The organism is Methylocella sp., assembly GCF_041905455.1.
Lineage (GTDB): Bacteria > Pseudomonadota > Alphaproteobacteria > Rhizobiales > Beijerinckiaceae > Methylocapsa.
This window is the reverse complement of record NZ_JAYRLA010000002.1, coordinates 199,240-223,345: the sequence shown is the minus strand read 5'-3', so window position 1 is coordinate 223,345 and position 24,106 is coordinate 199,240. Positions and strand designations below refer to the sequence as shown.

Sequence of the window (24,106 nt, the reverse complement as noted above, 5' to 3'; positions counted from 1 at the left end):
AACGCTCCGAACCGCGAAAGATCTCGCCGCGCGCCCGGCCGCCGCTCCGACGTCCGGCGCGCGACGCGAGCGCGCAGAGCCTTCGAGTCGCGCACGCCCCGACGCCGCAGGCTAGAACCTGAGCGCGCTTCGGCAAAGCTCAAATCCCGTTCCGCGCCCGTCCGTTCCGCCCAAGGCGCGGCCGAGGGCGACGCGCAACCGGTCGCGGCGCCGTCGCGGCGGTCTCGCCTGCGCGCGCTCCCTTTGCAAGAGCGGGCTTAAAGGCTAACGCTGCGCTGGTCCGCCGCGCTGAAGCGCGGCCAGCCGCGGAGCGTTCGATGTCCCTTCTGCGTGAGCCCAGCGCGCAGGCCCGTCCGATCCACTTCGTGACCAGGGCGAGCTGGCCCGCGACGCGCGAACGCCTGCCGCGCGCCTGCGCCGACGTCGCCGCGGCGAACGGCTTCGAGCCGAACCCTGCAAGCCATCTGATCTTTCCCGGCGAGGGCGGCGCGGAGGTCGTGTTCGCGCTGGAGGACGAGGACGGCGCCGCGAAGGACCTCTTCGCGCCCGGCAAGCTCGCGGGCGCCCTGCCCGCCGGGCTCTACCGCTTCGCCAACGATCCGCACGATCCCTATCTCGCCGCCCTCGGCTGGCTGCTTTCGGCTTACGCCTTCGACCGCTACCGCGCGAAGAAGGCGGAGGCGGCGCAGCTCTGCGTTCCCGACGGCGTCGACACGGCGCGCGTCGAGCGCGTCGCGGCGGCCATCGCCATGGGCCGCGACCTCATCAACACGCCGGCCAACGACCTCGGCCCCGCCGCGCTCGAGGCGGCCGCGCTCGCGACCGCCGCGCAGCATCAGGCGAGCGCCTCGGTCGTCCGCGGCGACGCGCTGCTGGCCTCGGGCTTCCCGCTGATCCACGCCGTCGGGCGGGCGGCGAAGGAGGCGCCGCGCCTCGTCGACTTCCGCTGGGGCGATCCCGACGCGCCGAAGGTCACGCTCGTCGGCAAGGGCGTCTGCTTCGACACCGGCGGGCTCGACATCAAGCCGTCCGCCGGCATGCTGATGATGAAGAAGGACATGGGCGGGGCGGCGACGGCGCTCGCCCTCGCGTCGATGGTCATGGGCGCCGGCCTCGCCGTGCGCCTGCGCGTGATCCTGCCGATCGTCGAGAACTCGATTTCGGCCGACGCCTTCCGCCCCGGCGACATCTACGCGAGCCGCAAGGGGCTCACCGTCGAGATCGGCAACACCGACGCCGAGGGGCGGCTGATCCTCGCCGACGCGCTGGCGCTGGCCGACGAGGAGGCGCCGGACCTGCTCGTCGACTTCGCCACGCTGACCGGCGCCGCCCGCGTCGCGCTCGGCCCGGACCTGCCGCCCTTCTACACCGGCGACGAGGCGCTGGCTCAGGACGTCGCCCGCCATGGCGCGGCGGCGCAGGATCCGGTCTGGCGCATGCCGCTGTGGGACCCCTACGACAAGATGCTCGAGTCGAAGGCCGCCGACCTCGGCAACGTCGGCGGCGGGCCGTTCGCCGGCTCGATCACCGCCGCGCTGTTCCTGCGCCGCTTCGTGGCCAAGGCCAAGGCCTGGGCGCATTTCGACGTCTACGGCTGGACGCCGACGGGAAAGCCCGGACGGCCGGAAGGCGGCGAGATCCAGTCCGCCCGCCTGCTCTACGACCTGCTCGAGGAACGCTTCGCGCCGCCGCACGGCCCGCGCGCCGTCCGCCATCTCGTGGCGAGAGCGGAGGAGGACGAGGACGCCGACGCCGAGGAAAAGGCGCGCTAGGACGATGGCGGCGCGCCCCTTCGACCGCCGCCTGACGCCGGCGCGGCCCGACCTCGCCGCCGCCCATCTACGCGGGCTCGTCGAGGCTGCGCGCTTCGTCGAGGGCGAGCGCGTCACGGTCAGAGCCCCGCTCGCCGACCTGCGCCCGCGCCCGGACCTTTCCGCCTCGATCGACACGCAGGCGACGTTCGGCGAGGCGGCGAGGCTCTACGAGACGCGCGACGGCTTCGCCTTCGTCCAGCTCGAACGCGATTCCTATGTCGGCTACCTGCCGGCGGCGGCGCTCGGGCCGGCGCCCGGCGCGCCGACGCATCGCGTCGCCGTTCCGCTGACCTTCGTCTATCCCGCGCCCGACATGAAGCGGCCGATCGTCTGCGCCCTGCCGCTCGGCGCTCGGCTCGCGGCCGTCGCGGAGGCCGGGGCCTGGCTGCGGCTCGTCGAAGGCGGCTTCATCTTCGCCGCGCACGCCGCGCCGGTCGAGGCGCGCGCGCCCGATTTCGTCGCGGTCGCCGAGGCTTTCCTCGACGCGCCCTATCTGTGGGGCGGCAAGTCGGCGGGCGGAATCGACTGCTCCGGCCTCGTGCAGGTCAGCCTCGACGCCGCCGGGATTTTCGCCCCGCGCGACGCCGACCTGCAGGAGAAGGCGCTCGGCGCGCCCCTGCCCGAAGGCGCGCCGCTCGCGCGCGGCGACCTGATCTTCTGGCGCGGCCACGTCGGGATCATGCGCGACGGCGAAACCCTGCTGCACGCCAACGGCCACCACATGCAGGTCGCGAGCGAGGCGTTGGAGGGCGCGCGGGCGCGCATCCTCGCGACGGCGGGGCTTGAAGTCAGCTCGGCGCGACGGCTGGGCTGAAGGCGCTCCAAAAATTGCCTTTCGCGCCGCCGCGCTCTATCTCTCCGCCATGTCGCTTCGTCCCATCATCATCATTCCCGACCCGCGCCTGCGCAAGGTCGCGCGGCCCGTCGAGCGGGTCGACGAGCGCGTGCGCGCGCTCATGGACGACATGCTCGAGACCATGTACGACGCGCCGGGCATCGGCCTCGCGGCGCCGCAGATCGCCGAAGATTGGCGCGTGATCGTGCTCGACGTCGCCAAGCGCAAGGACGAGTCGGCGCGCGCCGAGCCGCTGCGCCTCGCCAACCCCGAAATCCTGTGGGCTTCCGAGGAGCTTTCGTCCTACGAAGAGGGCTGCCTCTCGATCCCCGATTACTACGAGGAGGTCGTGCGTCCGGCGAAGGTCGCCGTCGGCTATCTCGACCGCGAGGGGCGAAAGCAGGAGATCGAGGCCGACGGGCTGCTCGCGACCTGCCTGCAGCATGAGATCGACCATCTGAACGGGGTCCTGTTCATCGATCATATCTCGCGGCTGAAGCGCGCCCGCGTCGTCAAGAAGTTCGAGAAGGCGGCGAAGACCGAGCCGCCCGTGCGCAAGCGCGAGCCGCCGCTCCCGCGCCCCGCCCCCACCGCCGCGCCCGTCCCCGTCAAGGGCCACGGCGCCGCCGGCGATCTCTGACGGGCGCGCCGCTTGCGCGTCGTGTTCATGGGGACGCCTGACTTCGCCGTCCCCGTCCTCACCGAGATCGTCGGCCAGGGGCACGAGGTCGCGGCCGTTTATACGCGCGCGCCAAAGCCCGCCGGGCGGCGCGGCCTCGAGACGACGCCCTCGCCCGTCCATCGGGCCGCCGCGCGCTTTGGCCTGCGCGTCGAGACGCCGGCCAATTTTCGCGCGCAGGAGACGCTCGCGGCGCTCGAGGCGCTGGACGCCGAGGCCGCGGTCGTCGTCGCCTACGGGCTGATCCTGCCGAAGCGGGCGCTCGACGCCTTCCCGCTCGGCTGCCTCAACCTGCACGCCTCGCTCCTGCCGCGCTGGCGCGGCGCGGCGCCGATCCAGCGCGCGGTGATGGCGGGCGACGCCGAGACCGGCGTGATGGTCATGCAGATGGAGGAAGGGCTCGACGTCGGCCCCGTCTCGCTCGTCGAGCGGATCGCCATCGGGCCTGACACGACCGCCGGCGAGCTTCACGACGCCCTGAGGCCGCTCGCCGCCGATCTCGCCGTCCGGGCGCTGGCGGCGCTCGGGCGGCGCGGCCTCGTCTTCGCGCCGCAGGCGCAGGAAGGCGTCAGCTACGCCGCCAAGATCGACAAGGCCGAGGCGCGGATCGACTGGCGCGCGCCGGCGCGGCGCGTCCACGACCTCGTCCGCGGCCTTTCGCCCTTCCCCGGCGCGTGGTTCGAGGCCGATTTCGGCAAGGGCCTCGAGCGCGTCAAGGTCCTGCGGGCCTCGCTCGCGGACGGCGAAGGCGCGCCGGGCCTCATCCTCGACGACGCGCTCGCCGTCGCCTGCGGCGAGGGCGCGGTCCGGCTCGAGACCCTGCAGCGCGCCGGCAAGGCGGCGATGAGCGCCGCCGAGCTGCTGCGCGGCGCGCCGCTCGCCGCCGGGCTCGTCCTGCCCTCGCCCTGAAATGCCGCGCTACAAGCTCACCATCGAGTATGACGGCGGACCGTTCGTCGGCTGGCAACGGCAGGCCAACGGGCTGTCCGCGCAGGAGGCGATCGAGACGGCCGTGCTGGCGCTCACGGGCGAGGACGTCCGCATTCAAGGCGCCGGGCGCACCGACGCCGGCGTCCATGCGCTCGGCCAGTGCGCCAGCCTCGACCTCTCGCGCGACTGGCGTCCCGACGTGCTGCGCGACGCGCTCAACGCCTGGCTGCGCCCGCGCCCGGTGGCGATCCTTTCCGCAGAGCGCGTCGCCGAGGATTTCAGCGCGCGCTTTTCGGCGATCCGCCGCCATTACCTCTACCGCATCGTCAACCGCAGGGCGCCGCTCGCGCTGATGGCCGGCCAGGCGTGGCTGGTGCGCCGCAGGCTCGACGCCGGCGCCATGCACGACGCCGCGCAGCTTCTCGTCGGACGGCACGATTTTTCGACCTTCCGCGACTCCGACTGCCAGGCCGCCTCGCCGCTGCGCACGCTCGAGCGCTTCGACGTCTCGCGCGACGGCGACCTCATCGAATGCCGCGTCGCCGCCCGCTCCTTCCTGCATTCGCAGGTGCGCTCGATGGTCGGCTCGCTGGAGCATGTCGGCTGCGGCAAATGGAGCGCCGGCGCGCTTCGGGGCGCGCTCGAGGCGCGCGACCGGCGCCGCTGCGGCCAGGTCGCGCCGCCCGACGGCCTCTACCTGACGCAGGTCGATTATTAAGCCGGATCGAGCAGCGCGATCGCCGAGACCAGCCGCCCATAGTCGGGCTCGTCGAGATGCACGCTGCGGCGATAGGAGAAGAAATGCGCCGGCTCGGCGTAAGTGTCGCGCGCGAGGTCCTCGAACAGGCCGACCCCGGCGGCGCGCAGCCGGAAGCCGATGAAGCGCGGCAGGTCGAAATGGAATTTCTCCGCGCCCGGGCCCGGCGTGAAGAAGGCGGCGTAGCCCTCGTCGGCCTCGACGAAGGCGCCGTAGAATTCCGCGCCGACCTCGTAGCTCTTCGCGCCGATCGCCGGCCCGAGCGCAGCGACTATCCTCTCGCGCCGAGCCCCGAGGCGCTCCATGGCCTCGAGCGTCGCCTCCAGCACGCCGCCGAGCGCGCCGCGCCAGCCGGCGTGCGCGGCGCCGACGACGCGCGCCTGCGGCTCGGCGAACAGGATCATGCCGCAGTCGGCGCCGGTGACGCCGACGGCGAGGCCCGGCGTCGCGGTGACGAGCGCGTCGCAGCGCGGCCGCTCGGCGAACGGCCCGGTCACGATCACGGCGTCGGGCGAGTGAGTCTGATAGGGAATGAGCAGGGCGTCCGGCGCGACGCCGAGCGCCGCCGCCATCCGGAGCCGGTTCTCGGCCACGGCCTCCGGCGCGTCGCGCGAGCCGACGCCGCCGTTGAGGCTGGCGTAGACGCCGTCCGAAACGCCGCCCTCGCGGGTGAAGAAGGCGTGCGCGATCCCCGGCGCGCGCAGCGCCGCGCCGACGAGCGCGCTCTCAGGCTTCATCGCGCGCCGTTCCGAAGCCGGGCGGCGGCGGCGCGCCGCGCCGCGTGACGGCGATAGCCTTGAACAGCCGCCCCATGTCCGTGCGCCCACCCGCCCCGGCGAGCCGTTCGAGCGCCGCCTCGACAAGAGCGCGTTGCGCCTCGTTGGCGGCGGCGAGCGCGGCGGCGCGCTCGACGAGGCCAAGGCGCGTCAGGAACTCGCCCTGCTCCAGCGGCCCGTGCGCCGCCGCGCCCGCGCCCTTCGCGGCGCGCGCCAGCGCGGAGAAGTCGACATGGGCGGTGAGGTCGGCTTCCCCCGGCGACTCGAGCGGATCGACGAAACGATGGCCCTTCATCGCCTGCAGCGTCTCGCCGCGCGCCGGCTGCTCGTAGCCGTAGTCGATGGCGAGCAGCGCGCCGCCCTGCGCCGCGATGCGCACGCCGATCCGCGTCATCATCCGCGCCGCGGCGACGCCGACCTCCAGAATGTCGCCCTCCTCGCCGCGCGCCTCGATCGCCTTCTCGATCTCGCCGAGGCCGAAGCACAGGCGCCCTTCGACGTCGAGCCCCACCCGCCGCTCGCGCCAGCCGCCGTCGCGGAACACATAGTGACGCACGGGCAGCGCGTCGAAGAACTCGTTGGCGATGAAGATCGCCGGCCCGGGCGGCGTCTCGTCGACGGAATTGCGCCAGTTGATCCTGACGCCGCTTTTTTCGAGCGCGGCGCGCTGGCGCTCGCGCAACGGGGCGCTGATCTCGACGAGGTCGACCTCGAGCGCGGCGAGGAAATCGGGCGCGAGGCGCGCGGCGCGCAGCGCGTCGGCCATCAGCGTGCCGCGTCCGGGGCCGAGCTCGACGAGGCGGACCGGCGCCGGCGCGCCCATCAGCCGCCAGACCTCGACCGCCCACAGGCCGATCATCTCGCCGAACATCTGGCTGATCTCGGGCGCGGTGACGAAATCGCCCTGCGGCCCGAGCGGATCGCGGGTGCGGTAATAGCCGTGGACGGGATGGGCGAGCGCGAGCGCCATGTAGCGGTCGAGGCTGATCGGGCCGTCCTCGAGGATCAGCTCGCGCAGGATCGTTTCGAGCGGGCTCATGCGGGAACGGCCTCCCTTCTGAGCGCATGGGCGAGGAGCCCCGCGCCGACGGCGATCAGCGGCAGCGACAGGAGCATGCCCATCGTCGCGCCGCCGAACAGGAACCCGAGCTGCGGGTCGGGCTCGCGGAAGAATTCGCAGGCGATCCGCGCGCAGCCGTAGCCGATCGCGAACAGCCCGGCGACGAGGCCGGGCCGCGCGAGCGCGCCGCGCCGCGCCGCGACATAAAGCAGCGCGAACAGGACGAGCCCCTCCAGCGCCGCCTCATAGAGCTGGCTCGGATGGCGCGGCAGCGGCCCAGCGCCGGGAAAGATCATCGCCCAGGGGACGTCGCCCGGCCGGCCCCACAGCTCCGGCTTGATGAAATTGGCGAGGCGGCCGAGGAACAGGCCGATCGGCGCCGCGGCGGCGGCGACGTCGGCGAGGGTCAGGGCGGAGAGCGCGCGCCGGCGGGCGAGAAGAAAGACGCCGACGCCCGCGCCGAACAGGCCGCCGTGGAAGGACATGCCGCCCTCCCAGACCTTCACGACCTCGAGCGGATGGGCGAGATAATAAGCCGGATTGTAGAACAGCACGTAGCCGAGCCGGCCGCCGAGCACGACGCCGAGGGCGGCGTAGAGCAGCAGGTCGTCGACCGTCTCGGCGTCCGGGCGCGCCGCGCCGCGCCAGAGCGCGGCGTTCGCCGCCAGCGCGCGGACATAGGCCCAGCCCAGCACGAGGCCGACGATATAGGCGAGCGCGTACCAGCGGATCGGCAGCGGGCCGATCGAGACCAGCACCGGGTCGATGACCGGATAGGCGATGAGGAAGGTCACGCGCGGCGGCTCCAGTCGTCGCCGAGGTGTGCCGCGCCGCGGCCCGCGCGTCAACCCGGCGCGCCGCCGCGGCCCCGCGCCGCCCCGCTCTTGCGCCGCCGCCGCCGCCGGGCCATGTGAACGGCTTGTGTGAAGGCGTGCGTCAGGAGAGGCCGCATGAAGGAGAACAGGGTTTTCGACGATCTGACGCGGCTGTTCGCCGACGCCGGCGAGGTCGCCCACGGGGTGCGGCGCGAGGCCGAGACGGCGCTGCGCGCGCAGTTCGAGCGGGCGGCGCAGGCGATGAATTTCGTCACCCGCGAGGAGTTCGAGGCGGTGCGGGAGATGGCCGCCCGCGCCCGCGACGAGAACGAGCGCCTGCGCGCCCGGATCGAGACGCTCGAGGCGCAATCGGCGACGGCGCGGCGCGCCGGGGCGGGCTCCTGAGGCGATCGGCTTTCGCGAAGCTCATTCCGCGCTGCCGCGAGGCTGGTTAGACAGGGGACAACCCGGTTTTGGCCAGTTGCGCTCGCCCTGCCCCTTGTGATTCCTTCAGATTCAAGACGTGACGGAGATTTTGAGTCGGCGCCGCGGCCGGCTCGAGCCGTCGCCGGCCTTGCGCCGACGCCCGTTCTGAAGGACCCTAGATGTCGCTCACGCACTTCGACGCCGTCCGCTCCGAGCATCCGGTGGACCTCATCGAGAGGCTCGCCTCGCTCAACCAGTGGCCGTTCGACCGCGACGAGGAGGACGAGATCTCGATCACCGTCTCCGGCGGCTGGACCGACTACAACGTCGCCTTCACCTGGCTCGAGGATCTCGAGGCCCTGCACGTCGCCTGCGCCTTCGACCTCAAGGCGCCGGGCGCGCGGCGCGGCGAGGTCGGCGCGCTGATCGCCCTCGTCAACGAGCAGCTCTGGCTCGGCCATTTCGACCACTGGGTCGAGGACGGGATCGTCATGTTCCGCCACGCCATCGTGCTCGCCGGCGGCGCCGACCTCAACGGGCCGCAGTGCCAGACCGTTCTGACCAGCGCGGTGCGCGCCTGCGAGCGCTATTATCAGGCCTTCCAGTTCGTCGTCTGGGCCGGCAAGTCCGGCCGCGAGGCGCTCGAGTCGGCGATGCTCGAAACGCAGGGCGAAGCGTGACGGAGAGCGTCAGACGCGCGGCGCCGGCGTTTCCGTCGGCGGTCCTGCTCGCCGGCGCGGGCAAGATGGGCGGCGCGATGGCGCGCGGCTGGCTCGCGGCGGGGCTCGCCCCGCAGGCCCTGCGCGTCGTCGAGCCGCGGCCCTCGCCCGAGCTCGAGGCGCTCGCGCGCGCCCGCGGCTTCGCGCTCCTCGACGCGCCGCCCTGGGACGGCGCGCCCGACGTGCTCGTGCTCGCGATCAAGCCGCAGGCGCTGGACGAGGCGCGCGCCTTCGCCCCGCTCGCGGGCGAGCGCGCCGTCGTGCTGTCAATCCTCGCCGGCAAGAGCGTCGCCGACGTCGCCGCCCGCCTGCCCGACGCGGGCGCCGTCGTGCGGGCGATGCCGAACCTTCCGGCGGCGGTCGGGCGCGGCATGACCGGCCTTTACTGCGCGACGGCGCTCGATCCGGCGCGCCGGATCGAGATCGAGACGCTGATCGGCGCGACCGGCGCCTTCGAATGGCTCGCCGACGAAGCGCTGATGGACGCCGTCACCGCCGTGTCGGGCTCCGGGCCGGCCTATGTGTTTTATCTCGTCGAATGCCTCGCCCGCGCCGGCGAGGCGCAGGGCCTTGCGCCCGAGGCGGCGGCGCGCCTCGCCCGCGCGACGATCGAAGGGGCCGGCGAATTGCTGCGCCTCTCCCCTGACAGCCCCGCCTCGACGCTGCGTGAAAACGTCACGTCGCCGGGCGGCACCACCGCCGCCGCGCTCAAGGTTCTGATGGCCGACGACGGGCTGGAGCCGCTGATGCGGCGCGCCGTCGAGGCCGCGCGCCGACGCGCGACGGAGCTCGCCGGCTAGATGCGGCGGGCCGCGCTCCCGCCTTTCCTCGCGGCGGCGCTCGCCGCGTGCGGGGCGGCCGGCGCGCAGGACCTTCCCCAGCCCGTCTTCCTGCCGCTGAAGGGCGCCGCGCCCGGCGCCTTCAGCTACGCGCGGCTCTCCGACATCCAGGTCTTCCTCGACGCCAGCCCGACGCGCTGCTCCGTCATCCTCGTCAACGGCGAGGAGATCAGGGCCTTCCAGCGCTGCGCCGAGATCACGTCGCGGCTCAGCCACGACGGCTTCCTGTCGCTGCCCTCGAGCTTCGGCTCCGCCCTGCTCGCCCCCGGCTTCGTGACGAGCCTCATCTCGCAGAGCGACGGCTTCTGCCGGCTCAACCTGCGCAACGGGCGCTGGATTCCGGCGAGGCTGCCGTGCGACGCCGTGCGCGAGACGCTCGAGGGGCGTTGAACGGCCCCCTCGAAAGTTTCGACGCCGCGCCGGCGAGCCGCTAAACTGGCGTCGGCCGCAAGGCGATGGGAGACGGAATGATGAACGACCACGACGAGACGCTCGCCCCGGACGCCGGCGAAAAAGGCCTCAAGGCGACGCCGCGCGATCCGCGCGAGGCCATCGTCGAGGCGCTGCTGGAGCTCGCCGGCGAGCGCAACTGGGAGGACGTCTCGATCGCCGACGTCGCGACGCGCGCCAACCTCTCGCTGTCGGCCTTCCGCGACCTCTTCCCCTCCAAGGGAGCCGCGCTCGCCGCCTTCTGGCGCAAGATCGACAAGATCGTGCTCGACGGAACGGACGGCTCGCTCGCCGAGGAGCCGATCAAGGAGCGCCTGTTCGACGTGCTGATGCGCCGGCTCGACGCCCTCGCCCCTTACAAGCACGGCATGGAGGGGATCGCCGCCTGGACGAGGAGCGACCCGATCGCCGCCGCCGCGGTCAACCGCCTCGACGTCAACTCCATGCGCTTCATGCTGGAGGCCGCCGGCGCCGATTCGGAAGGCGCCGTCGGCGCCCTGAAGCTGCAGGGCCTCGCCCTCGCCTGGGAGCGCGTGCTGCGCGTATGGCTGCGCGACGGGGATCAGGGGCTCGCCAGGACGATGGCCGCGCTCGACCGCGAGCTTTCGCGCGGCGAGAAGCTCGTCGCGCGCGCGCAGGACATGAACAGGCTGGCCGCGCCGCTGTTCTCCCTCGCGCGCTCGCTGTTCGAGCGGCGCGGGCCCCCGAGCCGCGAGCGCGCGCGGGAGGCGGAGCAGACGACGGAGTTCTGAGCCGGGCTAATCCTCGACGGCCGGCGGCGCCTTGCCGCGTCGCCGCGACGCCTGCGGCTGGTCGAGCCGCGTCCATTCCCCCGGATCGAGGTCGAGCGTCGCCGGCCCGCGCGCGCGCGGGCCGCGCCCGCCGCCGGACGACAGCCTGCCCTGCACCCATGCGCGCACGGAGGGCGAAGCGAGGGCGAGGCCGAAGAAGTCGGACACGAAGCCGGGCAGGATGAGCAGCAGCGCGCCGAACGCGGCGAGCGCGCCGTCGAGAGCCGCCTCGCGCGAGGCCTGCGCCGCGACGTCGGGATCGCGGCCGCGCGCCATCGCGCGCCGCAGCCCCAGCGCGGCGGAGAGGCCGACCCGACGCAGCATCGCGACGCCGGCGAGGCTCGTCATGAGGCACAGGAGCAGCGCCCCGAGCAGCCCGAATGTCTTCGACACCATCGCGAAGGCGGTGAATTCGGCGAGCGCCCAGGCGAACAGGAGAAGCGGGAGCTTGGCGCCAAGGCGCAGGGATGCGGTCATGATGATGGCGCGCCGGACCTTCGCGGGCTGGTTTTCGGAGGTCTCGCCCCCTAATTCAAGATATATGATAACCAGGAAGGCGCGGCGCAACGGCCGCGCGACGACGGGAACGACGCCAGGGTCCGATGCAGAACTCCTTCGACATGTCCACGATCATCTTCGCGCTGCTCGCCGCCTTCGTCGTATGGAAGTTGCGCAGCGTGCTCGGCGCGCGCACGGGAACCGAAAAGCCGCCGCGCAATCCTTTCGTCGGCGACGCGCCGGCGCCCCGCCCGCCCGAGGCGGACGGCCGGCCGCTTCCTCCGCCGGGCGCTCCGGCGCCGCAGGCCGCGCCGACCGCGCCCGACGCCGCCGACCGCTTCGCGCCCTACGCCGAGCCGGGCTCGCGGACCTCCGCCGGGCTCGCGGCGATCGCCGCCGCCGACCCCGGCTTCGACGTCAAGGGCTTCCTCGGCGGCGCCAAGGTGGCCTATGAAATGATCGTGACCGCCTTCGCCGACGGCGACCGGCAGATGCTGCGCAACCTGCTCGACAAGAGCGTCTACGACAGCTTCGCCGCGGCGCTGTCCGAACGCGAGAAGCTCGGGCGCAAGGTCGAGACCTCGTTCGTCGCGCTCGACGACGGCAAGATCGAGGACGCCGAGCTTAACGGGCGCCTCGCCGAGATCGCCGTGCGCTTCACCGCGCAGATCGTCACGGCGACGCGCGACGGCGCGGGCGCCGTCGTCGAAGGCAATCCGGATCAGGTGGTCGAGATCACCGACACTTGGCGCTTCGCCCGCGAGGCCGGCTCGAACGACCCCAACTGGCGCCTCGTCTCGACGCACGGCTCCTGAGCGCGCGACGCTCCATGGCCGCCCTCCGCCCCGGCGCTTCGCGGTTCGACGACCCCGCGGGGTTCGACGACCCCGTGGGGTTCGACGACCTGGCGGGCTTCTTCGACGACGCGCTCGGGGAGGCCTTCGAGGTCTTCCGCGCCACGGCCCTGGCGTTTCGCGCCGGCCTGACGCCGCTGCGCGCCGCGACGTCGCCTTCCCCCGCGCTCGTCGCCGCGATGGACGATGCGATCGCCGCAAAGGCGGCGGACGCGAAAGCCTTCTTCTCGCGCGCCTTCGAGCCCCGCCCCGCCCGGGACGGCTTCTTCACAGGCTATTACCAGCCGGTCGTCGAGGCCTCGCGCGAGCGCGCGCCGGGTTTCGAGACGCCGCTTCTGGGAGCCCCGCTCGACGCCGACGGCGCGCCATGGCGCGGGCCCTTGCCCGAGCGCGCGGCGATAGAGGACGGCGCGCTGTCCCGCCTCTCCCGCCCCGTCGTCTGGCTGCGCGACGCGGTCGAGGCCTTCATGATCCAGGTGCAGGGCGGCGCCCTCGCGCGCCTGGCCGACGGCGCGCTCATGCGCCTCGTCTACGCCGGACGCAACGGGCGCGCCTACCGCTCGATCGGCCGTCTGCTGATCGAGCGTGGCGAGATCGCCGAGCCCGACATGTCGCTTTCGCGCCTCAAGGGATGGATTCGCGCCCATGGTCAGGCGCCCGACGCGCCGGGCGGGCGCCTCATGCGCGAAAATCCCTCCTATGTGTTCTTCCGGGCCGAGCCCTGCGCCGGCCTCGACTGCGGCCAGATCGGCGGCGCCGGCGTCGAGCTGACGCCGCTGCGCTCGCTCGCCGTGGACCGCTCGCTTTACGCCTATGGGACGCCGGTGTGGGTCGACGTCGACCTGCCGGCGGCGGCGGGCGGCCGGCTGCGGCGCCTTTTCGTGGCGCAGGACGTCGGCTCGGCGATCGTCGGGCCGGGGCGCGGCGACATCTTCTTCGGCTCGGGCGATGCGGCGGGCGAAAAGGCCGGCGCGACGCGCCGCGACGGCGTCTTCGTCGCGCTGAGCCCCGTCGGCGAGCGGAGCCGCGCTCCGTGACCGCCGAGCCGAACCTTCCGCGCAGAAGGCTGCGCCGGCTGACCGACGAGGAGATCGCGCTGTGGACGGCCGTCGCGCGCACCGTCGCGGCCCGCCCCGAGGCCATGCTGCCACGGCCGTCGACGCCCCCGCCCGACCCGGCGCCGGAGTCCGCCAAGGATCTCGCGCGGCCGCAGGCGTCCTCGTCTTCGCCCTCCCGGCCTCAAGAGGCGAGCCGGCCGCGCGAAATCCCGCCGCTGGAGCCGCTCGAACGGCGGCTGCGTCGCAAGCTCTCGCGCGGCCAGCTCGCCCCGGATGCGACGATCGACCTGCACGGCCTGCGCCAGCACGAGGCGAGCTCGGCGCTGCGGCGGTTCCTGCTGCGCGCGCAAAAGGACGGCGCGACGCTCGTCCTCGTCGTCACCGGCAAGGGAAGCGCGGCGCAGGGCGTCTCGGGCGTCGGCTTCGACGAGGAGCCCGGCGTGCTGCGGCGCGCCGTGCCGCGCTGGCTGCGCGCCCACGAGTATCACGCCGTCGTGGTCGGCTTCGAGGAGGCGCAGCGCCCGCACGGCGGCGCCGGAGCGCTTTACGTGCGGCTGCGCCGGCTGCGGCGCGGCGCGCCCCATATGAGGGACCTTTGACCGTGGTGAAACGCGACGCGATCGACTGGGCCGGCGCCGCGGCGCCTGGCCTTGAGGACTTCGACCTCATAGCCCGCGACGCCTTCGCGGAGCTTCCCGAGGATTTCCGGCGCCTGTGCGAGGGCGTCGTCATCCGCGTCGAGGATTTTCCCGACGACGAAACCCTCGACGAGATGGACTGCGAAACGGAGTTCGACCTTCTCGGCCTTTTCCGCGGACGCGGGCTCGCACAGGGCGCGGCCTCGATGCAGACCGGCGAATTCCCCAACATGATCTGGCTCTACCGGCGCCCGATCCTCGACTTCTGGGCGCAGCAGGAGGAGACGCTCGGCGCGGTCGTCACCCATGTGCTGGTCCATGAGATCGGCCATCACTTCGGCCTGTCGGACGAGGACATGGAGGCGATCGAGGCGTCGGCGCGCTGAATTTGCGGGCGCAGCGGGCCTTTGTTAGAAGCGCGCTAAAATGGACGCCTTCGCGTCCGCTGGAACGAGGCAAATGGAAAAGTTCGCCAAGCTGACCGGCGTCGCCGCGCCGCTCAAGATCACCAATGTCGACACCGACATGCTGATCCCCAAGCAATATCTGAAGACCATCAAGCGCACCGGGCTCGGCGTCGGGCTGTTCTCCGAGCTGCGCTATCGCGAGGATGGCGCCGAGAACCCCGATTTCGTGCTGAACAAGCCGGCCTACCGCAAGGCGTCCATTCTTGTCGCGGGCGACAATTTCGGCTGCGGCTCGTCGCGCGAGCACGCCCCCTGGGCTCTGCTCGACTTCGGAATCCGCTGCGTCATCTCGACGAGCTTCGCCGACATCTTCTACAACAACTGCTTCAAGAACGGCATCCTGCCGGTCGTCGTCTCGCCGCAGGACCTCGAAAAGCTGATGGACGACGCCGAGCGCGGCGCCAACGCCACGCTCTCGATCGACCTCGAGGCGCAGGAGATCCGCGGCCCCGACGGCGGCGTCGTGCGATTCGAGATCGATCCGTTCCGCAAGCATTGCCTGCTCAACGGCCTCGACGACATCGGCCTCACCCTTGAAAAATCGGCGGCGATCGAAGAGCATGAGCGCGAGCTGGCGCAGCGGGCCGAGTGGCTTTGACGCGCCGGCGCCGTCGCGCTCAGCCCGATCCTTGAGCTTTGCGCTTCGTTCGCGCCGCCCGGAAAGGTCTGAATCCTTTCGCGCGGCGCCCTCAACTGGAACTTCTGGCAAGCGCCGCGGGATATTTTGGCGCTTATTCATGGATGATTTGGACGAATTCGGCGCCTCCTCTCCCAAGACTTCGATTGGATGCCTCTATGATTTTCATCGAAACAAACATCGGCGGCCTGTTTTCGTCTGAAATCGAAGCGAATTCAATAATTTGCGTTGGTTCTCCCGGAAAGTTCAAAAAAATCGCCATGGCGGATCGCCGGGGCCGATGCTATATGACTTGTCGAACGGGCTAAGTCCTGTTCATGGAAGGAAACTTCAGCCCGGCATTCGCCACTCAGGAGGTCACTATGGCTTGGAACACCCCCGTCGCCACCGAAGTCTGCGTCGGCATGGAAGTCACCAGCTACGCTTCGGCCGAGATCTGATCTCGACGTCGAAAGACTCGTTCGACGGCTAAGACAAGACGGCTCGCGCCTTGCGTATCCTCGTTCTAGGTTCGGCGGCGGGCGGCGGTTTCCCTCAGTGGAACTGCAACTGTCCCGTGTGCCGGCTCGCTTGGGACGGCGATCCCCGCGTCAAGGCGCGGACCCAATCAAGTCTGGCGGTGAGCGCGGATGGGGAGCGCTGGTTGCTTCTCAACGCCTCTCCTGATCTGCGTCAGCAGATTATCTCCCAGCCCGCGCTGCATCCCCGCGGCGCGAGCCGGCATTCGCCGATCGCGGCGGTCTTCGTCACCAACGCCGACGTCGACCACCTCACGGGCCTCCTCACGCTTCGCGAGCAGCAGCCCTTCTCCGTGTTCGGCAGCGCCTACACCCTGGCGCAGATCGAAAGCGGCGTGTTCGGCGTGCTCAACCGTGAGCTTGTCCGCAAGATTCCGATCACGCTCGATAGCCCGGTCGATGCGGGAATCGGCCTGACCGTCACGCCTTTCGCCGTTCCCGGCAAGGTCGCCCTTTATCTCGAGGGCGAGTCGGTCGACGTCGGCGCGGAGAGCGAAACCACCGTTGGTCTCGAGATCACCGACGGGAAGAAGACTTTCTTCTACGTTCCCGGCTGCTCCGACGTGAACGAGCGCGTCCTGAAGCGCCTTTCCGGCGCGGAGCTTCTGTTCTTCGACGGCACGACCTATGTCGACGACGAGATGGTCGCGCTCGGCCTCTCGCCCAAGACCGCCCATCGCATGGGCCATGTGGCGATGAGCGGCGAGAACGGCTCGCTCGCCCGCTTCGCCTCTAGCGGAATCGGGCGCAAGATCTATGTCCATATCAACAACACAAATCCCGTTCTGATTGAGGATTCGCAACAACGCGCGAGCGTCGAGCGCGCAGGATGGGACGTCGGCTTCGACGGCATGGAGGTGATCCTGTGAGCGATGACGCGCCGCTTTCCGCCGCATACCTCGAAGCCCGGCTGCGCCGCACCGGCGCCGAGCGCTATCATAATCTGCACCGCTTCCACCGCCGCCTGCACAGCGGCGGCTGCTCCTATGAGGAAGTGCAGGCCTGGGCGCTCAACCGCTACTATTACCAGTCGATGATCCCGATCAAGGACGCGACCGTGCTGACGCGGCTCGCCTCGATCGAGGACCGCCGCGAGTGGCGCAAGCGCATTGAGGACCATGACGGGACGAAGGAGGGCGACGGCGGCGTCGAGCGCTGGCTGAAGCTCACCGACAGCCTCGGCTTTTCGCGCGACTACGTGCGCTCGACCGAGGGGATCCTCCCCGGCGCGCGGTTCGCCGTCGACGCCTATGTCGAATTCTGCCGCGCCCGCACGCCGCTCGAGGCGGTGGCCTCGTCGCTGACCGAGCTTTTCTCGCCGACGGTCATCGGCGAGCGCGTTTCGGGCATGCTCGCCCATTATGATTTCGTCAGCAGGGAGACGCTCGCCTATTTCTCGCAGCGGCCGCCGCAGGCCAAGCGCGACGCCGAATGGGCGCTCGCCTTCTGCCTCGCCAACGCCCACACGCGCGCGCAGCAGGAGCTGGTGGTGAAGGCGCTCGAGTTCAAATGCGCCGTGCTCTGGACGCAGCTCGACGCGCTATGGACCGCCTATGTCGAACGCGAGGCGCCGCCCGGCGTGTGGCTCCCGGCGGGCTGGCCGCAGGCGCATTCGGGAGCTGCGGGAGTCGCCGCATGAGCGAAGCCGTCGCCTCCCCCCAGGCTGAGCTGGTCCCGCGCCTGCCGCGCGGCGTCCGGCTGAAGCTCGACGAGACGCGCAGCCAGTGGCTGCTGCTCGCGCCCGAGCGCGTCGTCAAGCTCGACGCCGTCGCCAAGGCGATTCTCGAGCGCGTCGACGGCGTCGCCACGATCGGGCGGATCGTCGACGACCTCGCCGCCGCCTACGCCGCCGAACGCGCGGTGATCGAGGCCGACGTGACCAAGCTTCTGAACGAGCTCGCCGCCAAACGCATGGTGGACCTATGAACGCGCCGATCGCCCAGCCGCGGATTCCCAATCCCGTCGGCGTCCTCGCCGAGCTGACCCATCGCTGCCCGCTCGGCTGCCCCTATTGCTCCAATCCGCTCGAGCTCGACGCGCGCGCGGAGGAGATCGACACGCAGACCTGGATGAAGGCCTTCTCGGAGGCCGCCGAGCTCGGCGTGCTGCACGCGCATCTTTCCGGCGGCGAGCCGGCGGCGCGGCGCGACCTTATCGAGCTTGTCGCCCATTGCTGCAAGGTCGGGCTCTACACCAACCTCATCACCTCCGGGATCGGGCTGACGCAGGAGCGCGTCAAGGCGCTCGCCGACGCCGGGCTCGACCATGTCCAGCTCTCGATCCAGGATTCGGAGGCGAAATCGGCCGACCGCATCGCCGGCTATGAGGGCGCCTTCGCGCGCAAGCGCTCGGTCGCCGCCTGGGTGACCGAGGCGGGCCTGCCGCTCACCGTCAACGCCGTCATCCACCGCGCCAACGCCGAGCGCGCCGGCGCCATGGTCCGGCTCGCCGTCGAGCTCGGCGCGCGGCGCGTCGAGATCGCGCATGCGCAGTATTACGGCTGGGGCCTCGTCAACCGCGCCGCGCTGATGCCGACGAAGCGGCAGGCCGACGCCGCCATCGCCGAAGTCGAGGCGCTGCGGCAAGAATACGCCGGGACGATCGTCATCGACCACGTGATCCCCGACTATCACGCGCGCTATCCAAAAGCGTGCATGGGCGGCTGGGCGCGGCGCACCTTCAACATCACGCCTGCCGGCAAGGTCCTGCCCTGCCACGCCGCCGAGACGATTCCCGGGCTCGAATTCTGGAACGTCAAGGACCGCTCGCTGCGCGAGATCTGGTTCTCCTCGCCGGCCTTCAACGCCTATCGCGGCACGAGCTGGATGAAGGAGCCCTGCCGCTCCTGCGAGCGGCGCGAGATCGACTTCGGCGGCTGCCGCTGCCAGGCCCTCGCCCTCCTCGGCGACGCGAGCGCGACCGATCCCGTGTGTCATCTCTCGCCCGACCATCACAAGGTCGCCGAGATCGCCGCGCACGCGAGCGAGGACGAGGCCGCGGCCGAGACGCCCTATGTCTATCGCACGCTGAAGACGCCCGCTCCCGCGCACTGAGGCCATCCGGCCGTTCTTCGCCCGGGCCGTTACGCTTCGTAACAAAAGTTTTCCTCCGCTCCGCCCGCCGTCCTCTCTGGCGGAGCGGCTTCGCGCCTTGCGCAAATCGCCGAAAAGCCGCAATTGCGTCGCCTGTTCGGAACGCTCGCCTTATCCTGCGCGGCGGCGGATCACGCGTGTAAACAAAAACTTACACAAGTTGATCGCAGGTTGATTCATTGGAAAGCCCGCTCGTGCGAGTGTCGTCGTGGCGTTTTCCTCACCATCGCGCTGACGGCGCAGGCCGGCTTCGGCCGCAGGAGCTTCAAGGGATGGCGGAGGCAGCACGAGGCCCCGGAGACGCCGCCCGCGCCGGAACAGCGCGAGGCCTCGCGCCGCGCTCGCTCGCCGACCGCTACGATCTCTCGCGGGAGCGCGTCTTCCTCACCGGCTCGCAGGCCGTCGTGCGCCTGCTCCTGATGCAGAAGGCGCGCGACCGCGCGCGCGGCGTCTCCACCGCGGGCTATGTTTCCGGCTATCCCGGCTCCCCGCTCGGCGGCCTCGACGGCGCCCTGCTCGGCGCCCGCGAAGAGCTCGAATCGAGCCTTATCCGCTTCCAGCCCGGGCTTAACGAGGACTTGGCCGCGACCGCGCTCTGGGGCGCGCAGCAGGCGGAGATGCGTGGCGAAGGACGCTTCGACGGCGTGTTCGGCCTCTGGTACGGCAAGGGTCCTGGCGTCGACCGCTCCGGCGACGCCCTGCGCCACGCCAATCTCGCCGGAACGTCGCGATATGGCGGCGTCCTCGCCCTCATGGGCGACGATCATACGGCCGAATCCTCGACGACGGCGCATCAATCCGACTTCGCCTTCGTCGACGCGATGATGCCGGTGCTGGCCCCCGCCGGCGCGCAGGAGCTTCTCGACTTCGGCCTGATCGGCTTCGCGCTCAGCCGCTACGCCGGCCTCTGGGTCGGGCTCAAATGCGTCAAGGAGGTGATCGAGGCGACCGCGAGCGTCGACGCCTCGCGCGAGCGCGGCGCGGCCGTCGAGCCCGACGACTTCACGCCTCCCCCGGGCGGCCTCAACATCCGCGCGCGCGATCCCGTGCTCGAGCAGGAGCGCCGTCTTCACCTCTTCAAACTCCCCGCGGCGCAGGCTTTCCTGCGCGCCAACCGGGTCGACCGGCTCGTGACGTCGGGCGGGCGGCGGCCGCGAATCGGCGTGATCGCCGCCGGCAAGTCCTGGCTCGACGTGCAGCAGGCGCTCGACGAGCTCGGCCTCGACGAGGCGCGCGCGGCCGACCTCGGGCTGCGGCTCTACAAGGTCGGCTGCGTCTATCCGCTCGAGCCCGAGGGCGCGAAAGCCTTCGCGCAAGGGCTCGACCTCGTGATCGCAGTCGAGGAGAAGCGCGCGCTGATCGAGCCGCAGCTGCGCGAGGCGCTCTACGACGCCCCTTCCCGGCCGACCATCGTCGGCAAGCGCGACGAGGCGGGACGCTGGCTGTTTCCGGCGCATGGCGCGCTCGATCCGCGCGACGTCGCGCTCGCGATCGGACGGAGGCTCCTGCGCTTCTCGCGCGACGTCGCGCTCGCCGAACGCCTGGACGGGCTGGAGCGTGCGGGCGCGCTTTCGACGAATTACGAATCCTTCCCGCCGCGCGCGCCCTATTTCTGCTCGGGCTGTCCGCACAATTCCTCGACCAGGGCGCCTTCGGGGACGCGCGCCTACGCCGGCATCGGCTGCCACTACATGGCGCAGACCATGGACCGCGCGACCGAAGGCTACGCCCAGATGGGCGGCGAAGGCGCGAACTGGGTCGGCGAGGCGCCGTTCTCGAAGCGCGACCACGTCATCCAGAACCTCGGCGACGGCACCTACCACCACTCCGGCTCGCTCGCCATCCGCTTCGCCGTGGCCGCCAAGGCCAACGTCACCTACAAGATTCTCTATAACGGCGCGATCGCCATGACCGGCGGCCAGAAGCTCGAAGGCGGGCTCGACGCGCCGGCGATCGCCCGTCAGGTCGCCGCGGAAGGCGTCGCCAGGATCGCCGTCGTCGCCGACGATCCGCAAAAATATCCGGCCGGAACCGTCTGGCCGCAGGACGTCGAGATCCTGCCGCGCGAAAAACTCGACGCGGCGCAGCGGGCGCTCGCCGAAGTCCCCGGCGTCACGGTGCTGATCTACGACCAGATGTGCGCCACTGAGAAGCGGCGCCGGCGCAAGCGCGGGACCTTTCCGCAGCCGCTGGCGCGGGCGCTGATCAACGAGCGCGTCTGCGAAGGCTGCGGCGACTGCGGCCTCGCCTCGAACTGCGTCTCGGTGCAGCCGCTGGAAACCGAGCTCGGGCGCAAGCGCGCGATCGACCAGTCGAGCTGCAACACGGACTTCTCCTGCCTGCAGGGCTTCTGTCCGGCGCTCGTCACCGTGCGCGGCGCGCGGCCGAAGCAGCCGAGCCCGCCCGCCTTCGACGCGGACGTCCTGCCGGCGCCGCGCGTCCCGAGCCTCGGCGCGCGTCCCTATGGCGTGCTGATCTGCGGCGTCGGCGGCTCGGGCGTCGTGACGCTGGGCGCGATCCTCGGCATGGCGGCCCACATCGAGGGCAAGGCGTCGGGCGCGCTCGACATGGCCGGGCTCGCGCAGAAGGGCGGCGCGGTGACGAGCCATGTGAAGATCGCCGCGCGCGACGCGGACATTCACGCGCTGCGCGTCGGCCCCGGCGCGGCCGACCTCCTGATCGGCTGCGACCTCCTCGTCGCCGCCTCCGGCCCGACGCGCGCGGCGCTGCGCCGCGGCGTGGGAAGCGCCATCGTCAACAGCGCCGAGCTGATGCCCGGGGCCTTCACGCGCAGCCCCGACATGACCCTCCCCGGCGAGGAGATGCGCGGCGCCATCGCCCAGTCGGCGCAGGGGCGCGCCGCCTTCCTCGACTTCTCCGGCTTCGCTCAGGCGCTGTTCGGCGACGCGCTCGCCGCCAACATGATGCTGCTCGGCTGCGCCTGGCAGCGGGGGCTCCTGCCGCTAGAGGAGGCCTCCCTCCTCGCGGCGATCGACCTCAACGGCCAGGCGGCCGAACGCAACCGGCTCGCCTTCGCCTGGGGCCGCCGGGCGGCCGTCGATCCCGCCGCGGTCGCCGAAGCCGCCGCCGCGGCGCGCCCGCCGCTCGCCGCCGAGCCCGCCGATTTCGAGACGCTGGCGCGCCGGCGCGCCGGGGAGCTCGCCCTCTATCAGGACGAGGCCTACGCCGCGCGCTATCTCGCCGCGCTCGAGCCGCTCGTCGCGGCCGAGCGGCGCGTCGCGCCGGACTCGCAGGAGCTCGCCAAGGCGGGCGCCCGCGCGCTCTACAAGCTGATGGCGGTCAAGGACGAATATGAGGTCGCGCGGCTCTTCGTCGACGGCGGCTTCGCGCGGCAGGCGCGCGCGGCCTTCGACGGCGACCTTTCGTTCGATCTCCACCTCGCCCCGCCCTTCCTCGCGCGCAAGGGCGAGGACGGGAGGCCGCAAAAGCGCCGCTTCGGGCCGTGGATCCTGCCCGTGCTGGGGCTGCTCGCGCGCATGAAGCGGCTGCGCGGCACGCCGCTCGACCTGTTCGGCATGACAAGCGAGCGCCGGCTCGAGCGCCGGCTCGTCGGCGACTATGAGCGTCTGATCGCCGAGATCGCGACGAGGCTCGCGCCGGACAACCACGCGCTCGCCGTCAAGCTCGCCTCGGCCGCGCTGAAGATTCGCGGCTTCGGCCATGTCAAGCTGAAGGCGCTCGAGGCGACGCGGCTCGAGGAGGCGCGCCTCCTCGATCAGTTCCGGCAGGACGCGCGCGCGCTGAAGATCGCCGCCGAATAAGGCGTCGACAGGCGCAAAAAATCCCCGGATCGATCTGATCCGGGGATGTAGGAGTTTGCGCGAAGTCAGCGCACGATGACGTTGCTGAACTGCCAGGGGCTCTGCTCGTCGAGCTCCTCCGCGAACAGCGTTCCGCGGTCCTTCAGCGGCGTCCAGTCGGTGTATTCGCCAATCACCGGGCCGAGATAGGGCGTCTGCACCTCGAGGCAGCGGCGGAAGTCGAGCTCGTCGGCCTCGACGACCCCGGCGTCCGGGTTCTCGAGCGCCCAGACCATGCCGGCGAGGACGGCGGACGAGACCTGCAGGCCGGTCGCGTTCTGGTAGGGCGCGATGCGCCGCGTCTCCTCGATCGAAAGCTGCGAGCCGTACCAATAGGCGTTCTTCGCATGGCCGTAGAGCAGCACGCCGAGCTCGTCGATCCCGTCGACGATCTCGTCCTCCTCGAGGATGTGGTTCTTCGGCTGGGGGACCCATTGCCGGCCGGCCATCTCGTCGAGCGAGAGCACGGCGTCGTCGGCCGGGCGGTAGGCGTAATGGCAGGTCGGGCGATAGGCCGCCGCGCCGTTCTCCTTCACCGTGAAGTAGTCGGCGATCGAGATCGCCTCGTTATGGGTGATGAGCCAGCCGTGCTGCGCTTTCGCGGTCGGCGTCCATGAGCGCACGCGCGTGCCGGCGCCCGGACGCGTCAGGTAGATCGCGCAGTCGGGGCCGAACTCGTGGCGCCTGCCCTCCGGCGGCATCCGCTTCTCGAAAGTGCCCCAGCCGAGCTCGGCCGGCTGCACGCCCTCGGAGATGAAGCCCTCGACCGACCAGGTGTTGACGAAGACGCCCATCGGCTTGGGCGAAGCCGCGCGCTGGGTGTCGCGCTCGGCGATGTGGACGCCCTCGACGCCGGCGCGGCGCATCAGCTGCGCCCATTCCTCGCGCGTCTTCGGCTCGTCGAAGTCGAGGCCGAGATCGGTCGCGACGTTGAGGAGCGCCTGCTTGACGAACCAGGAGACCATGCCCGGGTTGGCGCCGCAGCAGGAGACCGCCGTCGGCCCCGGCCCCAGCGCGCGCTTCAGGTCCAACACCGCCTCGCGCAGCGCGTAGTTGGAGCGCTCGGACTGGGTGAGGCGGCCGTCCGTGTAAAAGCCGATCCACGGCTCGGCCACCGTGTCGACGTAGAGCGCGCCGACCTCACGGGCGAGGCGCATGATCGCGACGGACGACACGTCGACCGAAAGGTTGACGATGAACGGCCGGCCGCCGCCTTCGGTCAACAGCGACTTCAGGAGGTCGACGAAATTCTCGCGCGTGACGGGCTTCTGCACGAAGCGGATTCCGCGCTCGTCGAGCAGGCGGCGATCCTTGTCGACGGGATCGATGACCGTGAAGCGCGACTTGTCGAATTTGAAGTGGCGCTCGAGGAGAGGCAGGATGCCGCGCCCGATGGAGCCGAAGCCGATCAGGACGACCGGACCGGTGATTTCGCCATAGACGGGCCATTGCGACATTTCTGATTTCTCCTTCGATCGTTCGGTGCTGCGCCCCGCCGCTAGGCGAGCGGGGACGTCTCGTCAAGAGAAGGGGGGCCCCCGCCCCCCCCCCCCCCCCCCCGGGGGCGGGGGCGGGGGGGGGGCGCCCCGGCGACCCCGCGAAAGTGAGTGGAAAAGGCCCCCCCCCCCCACC

26 protein-coding genes are annotated in these 24,106 nt (G+C 71.4%); 21 read left to right on the top strand and 5 right to left on the bottom strand.

Features of this window, described 5'->3' with window-relative positions; genetic code table 11:
* Nucleotides 1–317 precede the first annotated feature (317 nt).
* Genes ACE3OG_RS03235 through truA form a run of 5 tightly spaced genes read left to right on the top strand, consistent with a single transcriptional unit; the run spans nucleotide 318 to nucleotide 4,976 of the window.
* On the top strand, nucleotides 318–1,772 hold the full coding sequence (locus ACE3OG_RS03235; protein WP_374306021.1) for a M17 family metallopeptidase: 1,455 nt from the start codon (nucleotides 318–320) through the stop codon (nucleotides 1,770–1,772).
* A gap of 4 nt (nucleotides 1,773–1,776) precedes the next feature.
* Nucleotides 1,777–2,628 (top strand): NlpC/P60 family protein, encoded by an 852-nt coding sequence (locus ACE3OG_RS03230; protein ID WP_374306019.1) that lies wholly within the window; start codon nucleotides 1,777–1,779, stop codon nucleotides 2,626–2,628.
* Nucleotides 2,629–2,677: 49 nt separating this feature from the next.
* The gene (gene def, locus ACE3OG_RS03225; RefSeq protein ID WP_374306018.1) at nucleotides 2,678–3,289 is read left to right on the top strand and encodes a peptide deformylase; all 612 of its coding nucleotides are present in this window, start codon (nucleotides 2,678–2,680) and stop codon (nucleotides 3,287–3,289) included.
* Nucleotides 3,290–3,301: 12 nt separating this feature from the next.
* The gene (gene fmt, locus ACE3OG_RS03220) at nucleotides 3,302–4,237 is read left to right on the top strand and encodes a methionyl-tRNA formyltransferase (protein WP_374306017.1); all 936 of its coding nucleotides are present in this window, start codon (nucleotides 3,302–3,304) and stop codon (nucleotides 4,235–4,237) included.
* A 1-nt stretch (nucleotide 4,238) separates the two neighbouring features.
* Nucleotides 4,239–4,976 (top strand): tRNA pseudouridine(38-40) synthase TruA, encoded by a 738-nt coding sequence (gene truA / locus ACE3OG_RS03215; RefSeq protein WP_374306016.1) that lies wholly within the window; start codon nucleotides 4,239–4,241, stop codon nucleotides 4,974–4,976.
* Here truA and pgeF read toward each other — a convergent pair.
* The 3 genes from pgeF to lgt are packed head-to-tail and all read right to left on the bottom strand — an operon-like array spanning nucleotide 4,973 to nucleotide 7,645.
* Nucleotides 4,973–5,752, bottom strand: coding sequence for a peptidoglycan editing factor PgeF (gene pgeF, locus ACE3OG_RS03210; protein WP_374306015.1), 780 nt, complete (start codon nucleotides 5,750–5,752; stop codon nucleotides 4,973–4,975). The two genes, truA and pgeF, sit on opposite strands and share 4 nt — an antisense overlap.
* The gene (locus ACE3OG_RS03205; RefSeq protein WP_374306014.1) at nucleotides 5,742–6,830 is read right to left on the bottom strand and encodes a class I SAM-dependent methyltransferase; all 1,089 of its coding nucleotides are present in this window, start codon (nucleotides 6,828–6,830) and stop codon (nucleotides 5,742–5,744) included. The genes pgeF and ACE3OG_RS03205 overlap by 11 nt, the downstream gene beginning before the upstream one ends.
* The gene (gene lgt, locus ACE3OG_RS03200; RefSeq protein ID WP_374306013.1) at nucleotides 6,827–7,645 is read right to left on the bottom strand and encodes a prolipoprotein diacylglyceryl transferase; all 819 of its coding nucleotides are present in this window, start codon (nucleotides 7,643–7,645) and stop codon (nucleotides 6,827–6,829) included. Before lgt ends, ACE3OG_RS03205 begins: the two co-directional genes overlap by 4 nt.
* A 156-nt stretch (nucleotides 7,646–7,801) precedes the next feature.
* Between lgt and ACE3OG_RS03195 the strand changes: the two genes are divergently transcribed.
* The 5 genes from ACE3OG_RS03195 (at nucleotide 7,802) to ACE3OG_RS03175 (ending at nucleotide 10,852) form a co-directional block, all read left to right on the top strand.
* Entirely contained in the window at nucleotides 7,802–8,071 is a 270-nt protein-coding gene (locus tag ACE3OG_RS03195; RefSeq protein ID WP_374306012.1) for an accessory factor UbiK family protein, read from the top strand.
* A gap of 200 nt (nucleotides 8,072–8,271) precedes the next feature.
* Nucleotides 8,272–8,772, top strand: coding sequence for a YbjN domain-containing protein (locus ACE3OG_RS03190; RefSeq protein ID WP_374306011.1), 501 nt, complete (start codon nucleotides 8,272–8,274; stop codon nucleotides 8,770–8,772).
* Nucleotides 8,769–9,611 (top strand): pyrroline-5-carboxylate reductase, encoded by an 843-nt coding sequence (gene proC, locus ACE3OG_RS03185; protein WP_374306009.1) that lies wholly within the window; start codon nucleotides 8,769–8,771, stop codon nucleotides 9,609–9,611. The genes ACE3OG_RS03190 and proC overlap by 4 nt, the downstream gene beginning before the upstream one ends.
* The gene (locus ACE3OG_RS03180) at nucleotides 9,612–10,040 is read left to right on the top strand and encodes a hypothetical protein (protein ID WP_374306008.1); all 429 of its coding nucleotides are present in this window, start codon (nucleotides 9,612–9,614) and stop codon (nucleotides 10,038–10,040) included.
* A gap of 77 nt (nucleotides 10,041–10,117) precedes the next feature.
* Nucleotides 10,118–10,852, top strand: coding sequence for a TetR/AcrR family transcriptional regulator (locus tag ACE3OG_RS03175; protein ID WP_374306007.1), 735 nt, complete (start codon nucleotides 10,118–10,120; stop codon nucleotides 10,850–10,852).
* 6 nt (nucleotides 10,853–10,858) lie between these two features.
* On the opposite strand, the gene ACE3OG_RS03170 is transcribed toward ACE3OG_RS03175, so the two are convergent.
* Entirely contained in the window at nucleotides 10,859–11,368 is a 510-nt protein-coding gene (locus ACE3OG_RS03170) for an FxsA family protein (RefSeq protein ID WP_374306006.1), read from the bottom strand.
* A gap of 143 nt (nucleotides 11,369–11,511) precedes the next feature.
* Between ACE3OG_RS03170 and ACE3OG_RS03165 the strand changes: the two genes are divergently transcribed.
* From ACE3OG_RS03165 to ACE3OG_RS03115, 11 genes are all read left to right on the top strand, one after another.
* Nucleotides 11,512–12,204 (top strand): Tim44/TimA family putative adaptor protein, encoded by a 693-nt coding sequence (locus tag ACE3OG_RS03165; protein WP_374306005.1) that lies wholly within the window; start codon nucleotides 11,512–11,514, stop codon nucleotides 12,202–12,204.
* Nucleotides 12,205–12,218: 14 nt separating this feature from the next.
* The gene (locus ACE3OG_RS03160; protein ID WP_374306004.1) at nucleotides 12,219–13,280 is read left to right on the top strand and encodes an MltA domain-containing protein; all 1,062 of its coding nucleotides are present in this window, start codon (nucleotides 12,219–12,221) and stop codon (nucleotides 13,278–13,280) included.
* Nucleotides 13,277–13,900, top strand: a complete 624-nt coding sequence (locus ACE3OG_RS03155; protein ID WP_374306003.1) for a Smr/MutS family protein — start codon at nucleotides 13,277–13,279, stop codon at nucleotides 13,898–13,900. The genes ACE3OG_RS03160 and ACE3OG_RS03155 overlap by 4 nt, the downstream gene beginning before the upstream one ends.
* A 2-nt stretch (nucleotides 13,901–13,902) precedes the next feature.
* Nucleotides 13,903–14,325 carry a metallopeptidase family protein gene (locus ACE3OG_RS03150; protein WP_374306002.1) on the top strand — a complete coding sequence of 141 codons (423 nt, stop codon included), beginning with the start codon at nucleotides 13,903–13,905 and terminating at the stop codon, nucleotides 14,323–14,325.
* A 73-nt stretch (nucleotides 14,326–14,398) separates the two neighbouring features.
* Nucleotides 14,399–15,004, top strand: coding sequence for a 3-isopropylmalate dehydratase small subunit (gene leuD / locus ACE3OG_RS03145; protein ID WP_374306000.1), 606 nt, complete (start codon nucleotides 14,399–14,401; stop codon nucleotides 15,002–15,004).
* Between the two features lie 356 nt (nucleotides 15,005–15,360).
* A complete protein-coding gene (gene pqqA / locus ACE3OG_RS03140) occupies nucleotides 15,361–15,483 on the top strand; it encodes a pyrroloquinoline quinone precursor peptide PqqA (RefSeq protein WP_374305999.1) in 123 nt (40 codons plus the stop codon).
* Between the two features lie 50 nt (nucleotides 15,484–15,533).
* Entirely contained in the window at nucleotides 15,534–16,430 is an 897-nt protein-coding gene (pqqB, locus tag ACE3OG_RS03135; RefSeq protein WP_374305997.1) for a pyrroloquinoline quinone biosynthesis protein PqqB, read from the top strand.
* Entirely contained in the window at nucleotides 16,427–17,200 is a 774-nt protein-coding gene (pqqC, locus tag ACE3OG_RS03130) for a pyrroloquinoline-quinone synthase PqqC (protein ID WP_374305996.1), read from the top strand. Before pqqB ends, pqqC begins: the two co-directional genes overlap by 4 nt.
* Entirely contained in the window at nucleotides 17,197–17,487 is a 291-nt protein-coding gene (gene pqqD / locus ACE3OG_RS03125; protein WP_374305994.1) for a pyrroloquinoline quinone biosynthesis peptide chaperone PqqD, read from the top strand. The genes pqqC and pqqD overlap by 4 nt, the downstream gene beginning before the upstream one ends.
* A complete protein-coding gene (gene pqqE / locus ACE3OG_RS03120; protein WP_374305993.1) occupies nucleotides 17,484–18,614 on the top strand; it encodes a pyrroloquinoline quinone biosynthesis protein PqqE in 1,131 nt (376 codons plus the stop codon). Before pqqD ends, pqqE begins: the two co-directional genes overlap by 4 nt.
* 311 nt (nucleotides 18,615–18,925) lie before the next feature.
* A complete protein-coding gene (locus ACE3OG_RS03115; protein WP_374305992.1) occupies nucleotides 18,926–22,435 on the top strand; it encodes an indolepyruvate ferredoxin oxidoreductase family protein in 3,510 nt (1,169 codons plus the stop codon).
* 65 nt (nucleotides 22,436–22,500) lie between these two features.
* On the opposite strand, the gene ACE3OG_RS03110 is transcribed toward ACE3OG_RS03115, so the two are convergent.
* On the bottom strand, nucleotides 22,501–23,931 hold the full coding sequence (locus tag ACE3OG_RS03110) for a homospermidine synthase (RefSeq protein WP_374305991.1): 1,431 nt from the start codon (nucleotides 23,929–23,931) through the stop codon (nucleotides 22,501–22,503).
* Nucleotides 23,932–24,106 lie beyond the last annotated feature (175 nt).

What these genes read in the sequence shown, in the direction of transcription:
- ACE3OG_RS03235 (WP_374306021.1), top strand. Translation starts at nt 318, where the DNA reads ATGTCCCTTCTGCGTGAGCCCAGCGCGCAGGCCCGTCCGATCCACTTC.
- ACE3OG_RS03230 (WP_374306019.1), top strand. Translation starts at nt 1,777, where the DNA reads ATGGCGGCGCGCCCCTTCGACCGCCGCCTGACGCCGGCGCGGCCCGAC.
- def (WP_374306018.1), top strand. Translation starts at nt 2,678, where the DNA reads ATGTCGCTTCGTCCCATCATCATCATTCCCGACCCGCGCCTGCGCAAG.
- truA (WP_374306016.1), top strand. Translation starts at nt 4,239, where the DNA reads ATGCCGCGCTACAAGCTCACCATCGAGTATGACGGCGGACCGTTCGTC.
- pgeF (WP_374306015.1), bottom strand. Translation starts at nt 5,752, where the DNA reads ATGAAGCCTGAGAGCGCGCTCGTCGGCGCGGCGCTGCGCGCGCCGGGG.
- ACE3OG_RS03205 (WP_374306014.1), bottom strand. Translation starts at nt 6,830, where the DNA reads ATGAGCCCGCTCGAAACGATCCTGCGCGAGCTGATCCTCGAGGACGGC.
- ACE3OG_RS03195 (WP_374306012.1), top strand. Translation starts at nt 7,802, where the DNA reads ATGAAGGAGAACAGGGTTTTCGACGATCTGACGCGGCTGTTCGCCGAC.
- ACE3OG_RS03190 (WP_374306011.1), top strand. Translation starts at nt 8,272, where the DNA reads ATGTCGCTCACGCACTTCGACGCCGTCCGCTCCGAGCATCCGGTGGAC.
- ACE3OG_RS03180 (WP_374306008.1), top strand. Translation starts at nt 9,612, where the DNA reads ATGCGGCGGGCCGCGCTCCCGCCTTTCCTCGCGGCGGCGCTCGCCGCG.
- ACE3OG_RS03175 (WP_374306007.1), top strand. Translation starts at nt 10,118, where the DNA reads ATGATGAACGACCACGACGAGACGCTCGCCCCGGACGCCGGCGAAAAA.
- ACE3OG_RS03170 (WP_374306006.1), bottom strand. Translation starts at nt 11,368, where the DNA reads ATGACCGCATCCCTGCGCCTTGGCGCCAAGCTCCCGCTTCTCCTGTTC.
- ACE3OG_RS03165 (WP_374306005.1), top strand. Translation starts at nt 11,512, where the DNA reads ATGTCCACGATCATCTTCGCGCTGCTCGCCGCCTTCGTCGTATGGAAG.
- ACE3OG_RS03160 (WP_374306004.1), top strand. Translation starts at nt 12,219, where the DNA reads ATGGCCGCCCTCCGCCCCGGCGCTTCGCGGTTCGACGACCCCGCGGGG.
- leuD (WP_374306000.1), top strand. Translation starts at nt 14,399, where the DNA reads ATGGAAAAGTTCGCCAAGCTGACCGGCGTCGCCGCGCCGCTCAAGATC.
- pqqA (WP_374305999.1), top strand. Translation starts at nt 15,361, where the DNA reads ATGGAAGGAAACTTCAGCCCGGCATTCGCCACTCAGGAGGTCACTATG.
- pqqD (WP_374305994.1), top strand. Translation starts at nt 17,197, where the DNA reads ATGAGCGAAGCCGTCGCCTCCCCCCAGGCTGAGCTGGTCCCGCGCCTG.
- pqqE (WP_374305993.1), top strand. Translation starts at nt 17,484, where the DNA reads ATGAACGCGCCGATCGCCCAGCCGCGGATTCCCAATCCCGTCGGCGTC.
- ACE3OG_RS03115 (WP_374305992.1), top strand. Translation starts at nt 18,926, where the DNA reads ATGGCGGAGGCAGCACGAGGCCCCGGAGACGCCGCCCGCGCCGGAACA.
- ACE3OG_RS03110 (WP_374305991.1), bottom strand. Translation starts at nt 23,931, where the DNA reads ATGTCGCAATGGCCCGTCTATGGCGAAATCACCGGTCCGGTCGTCCTG.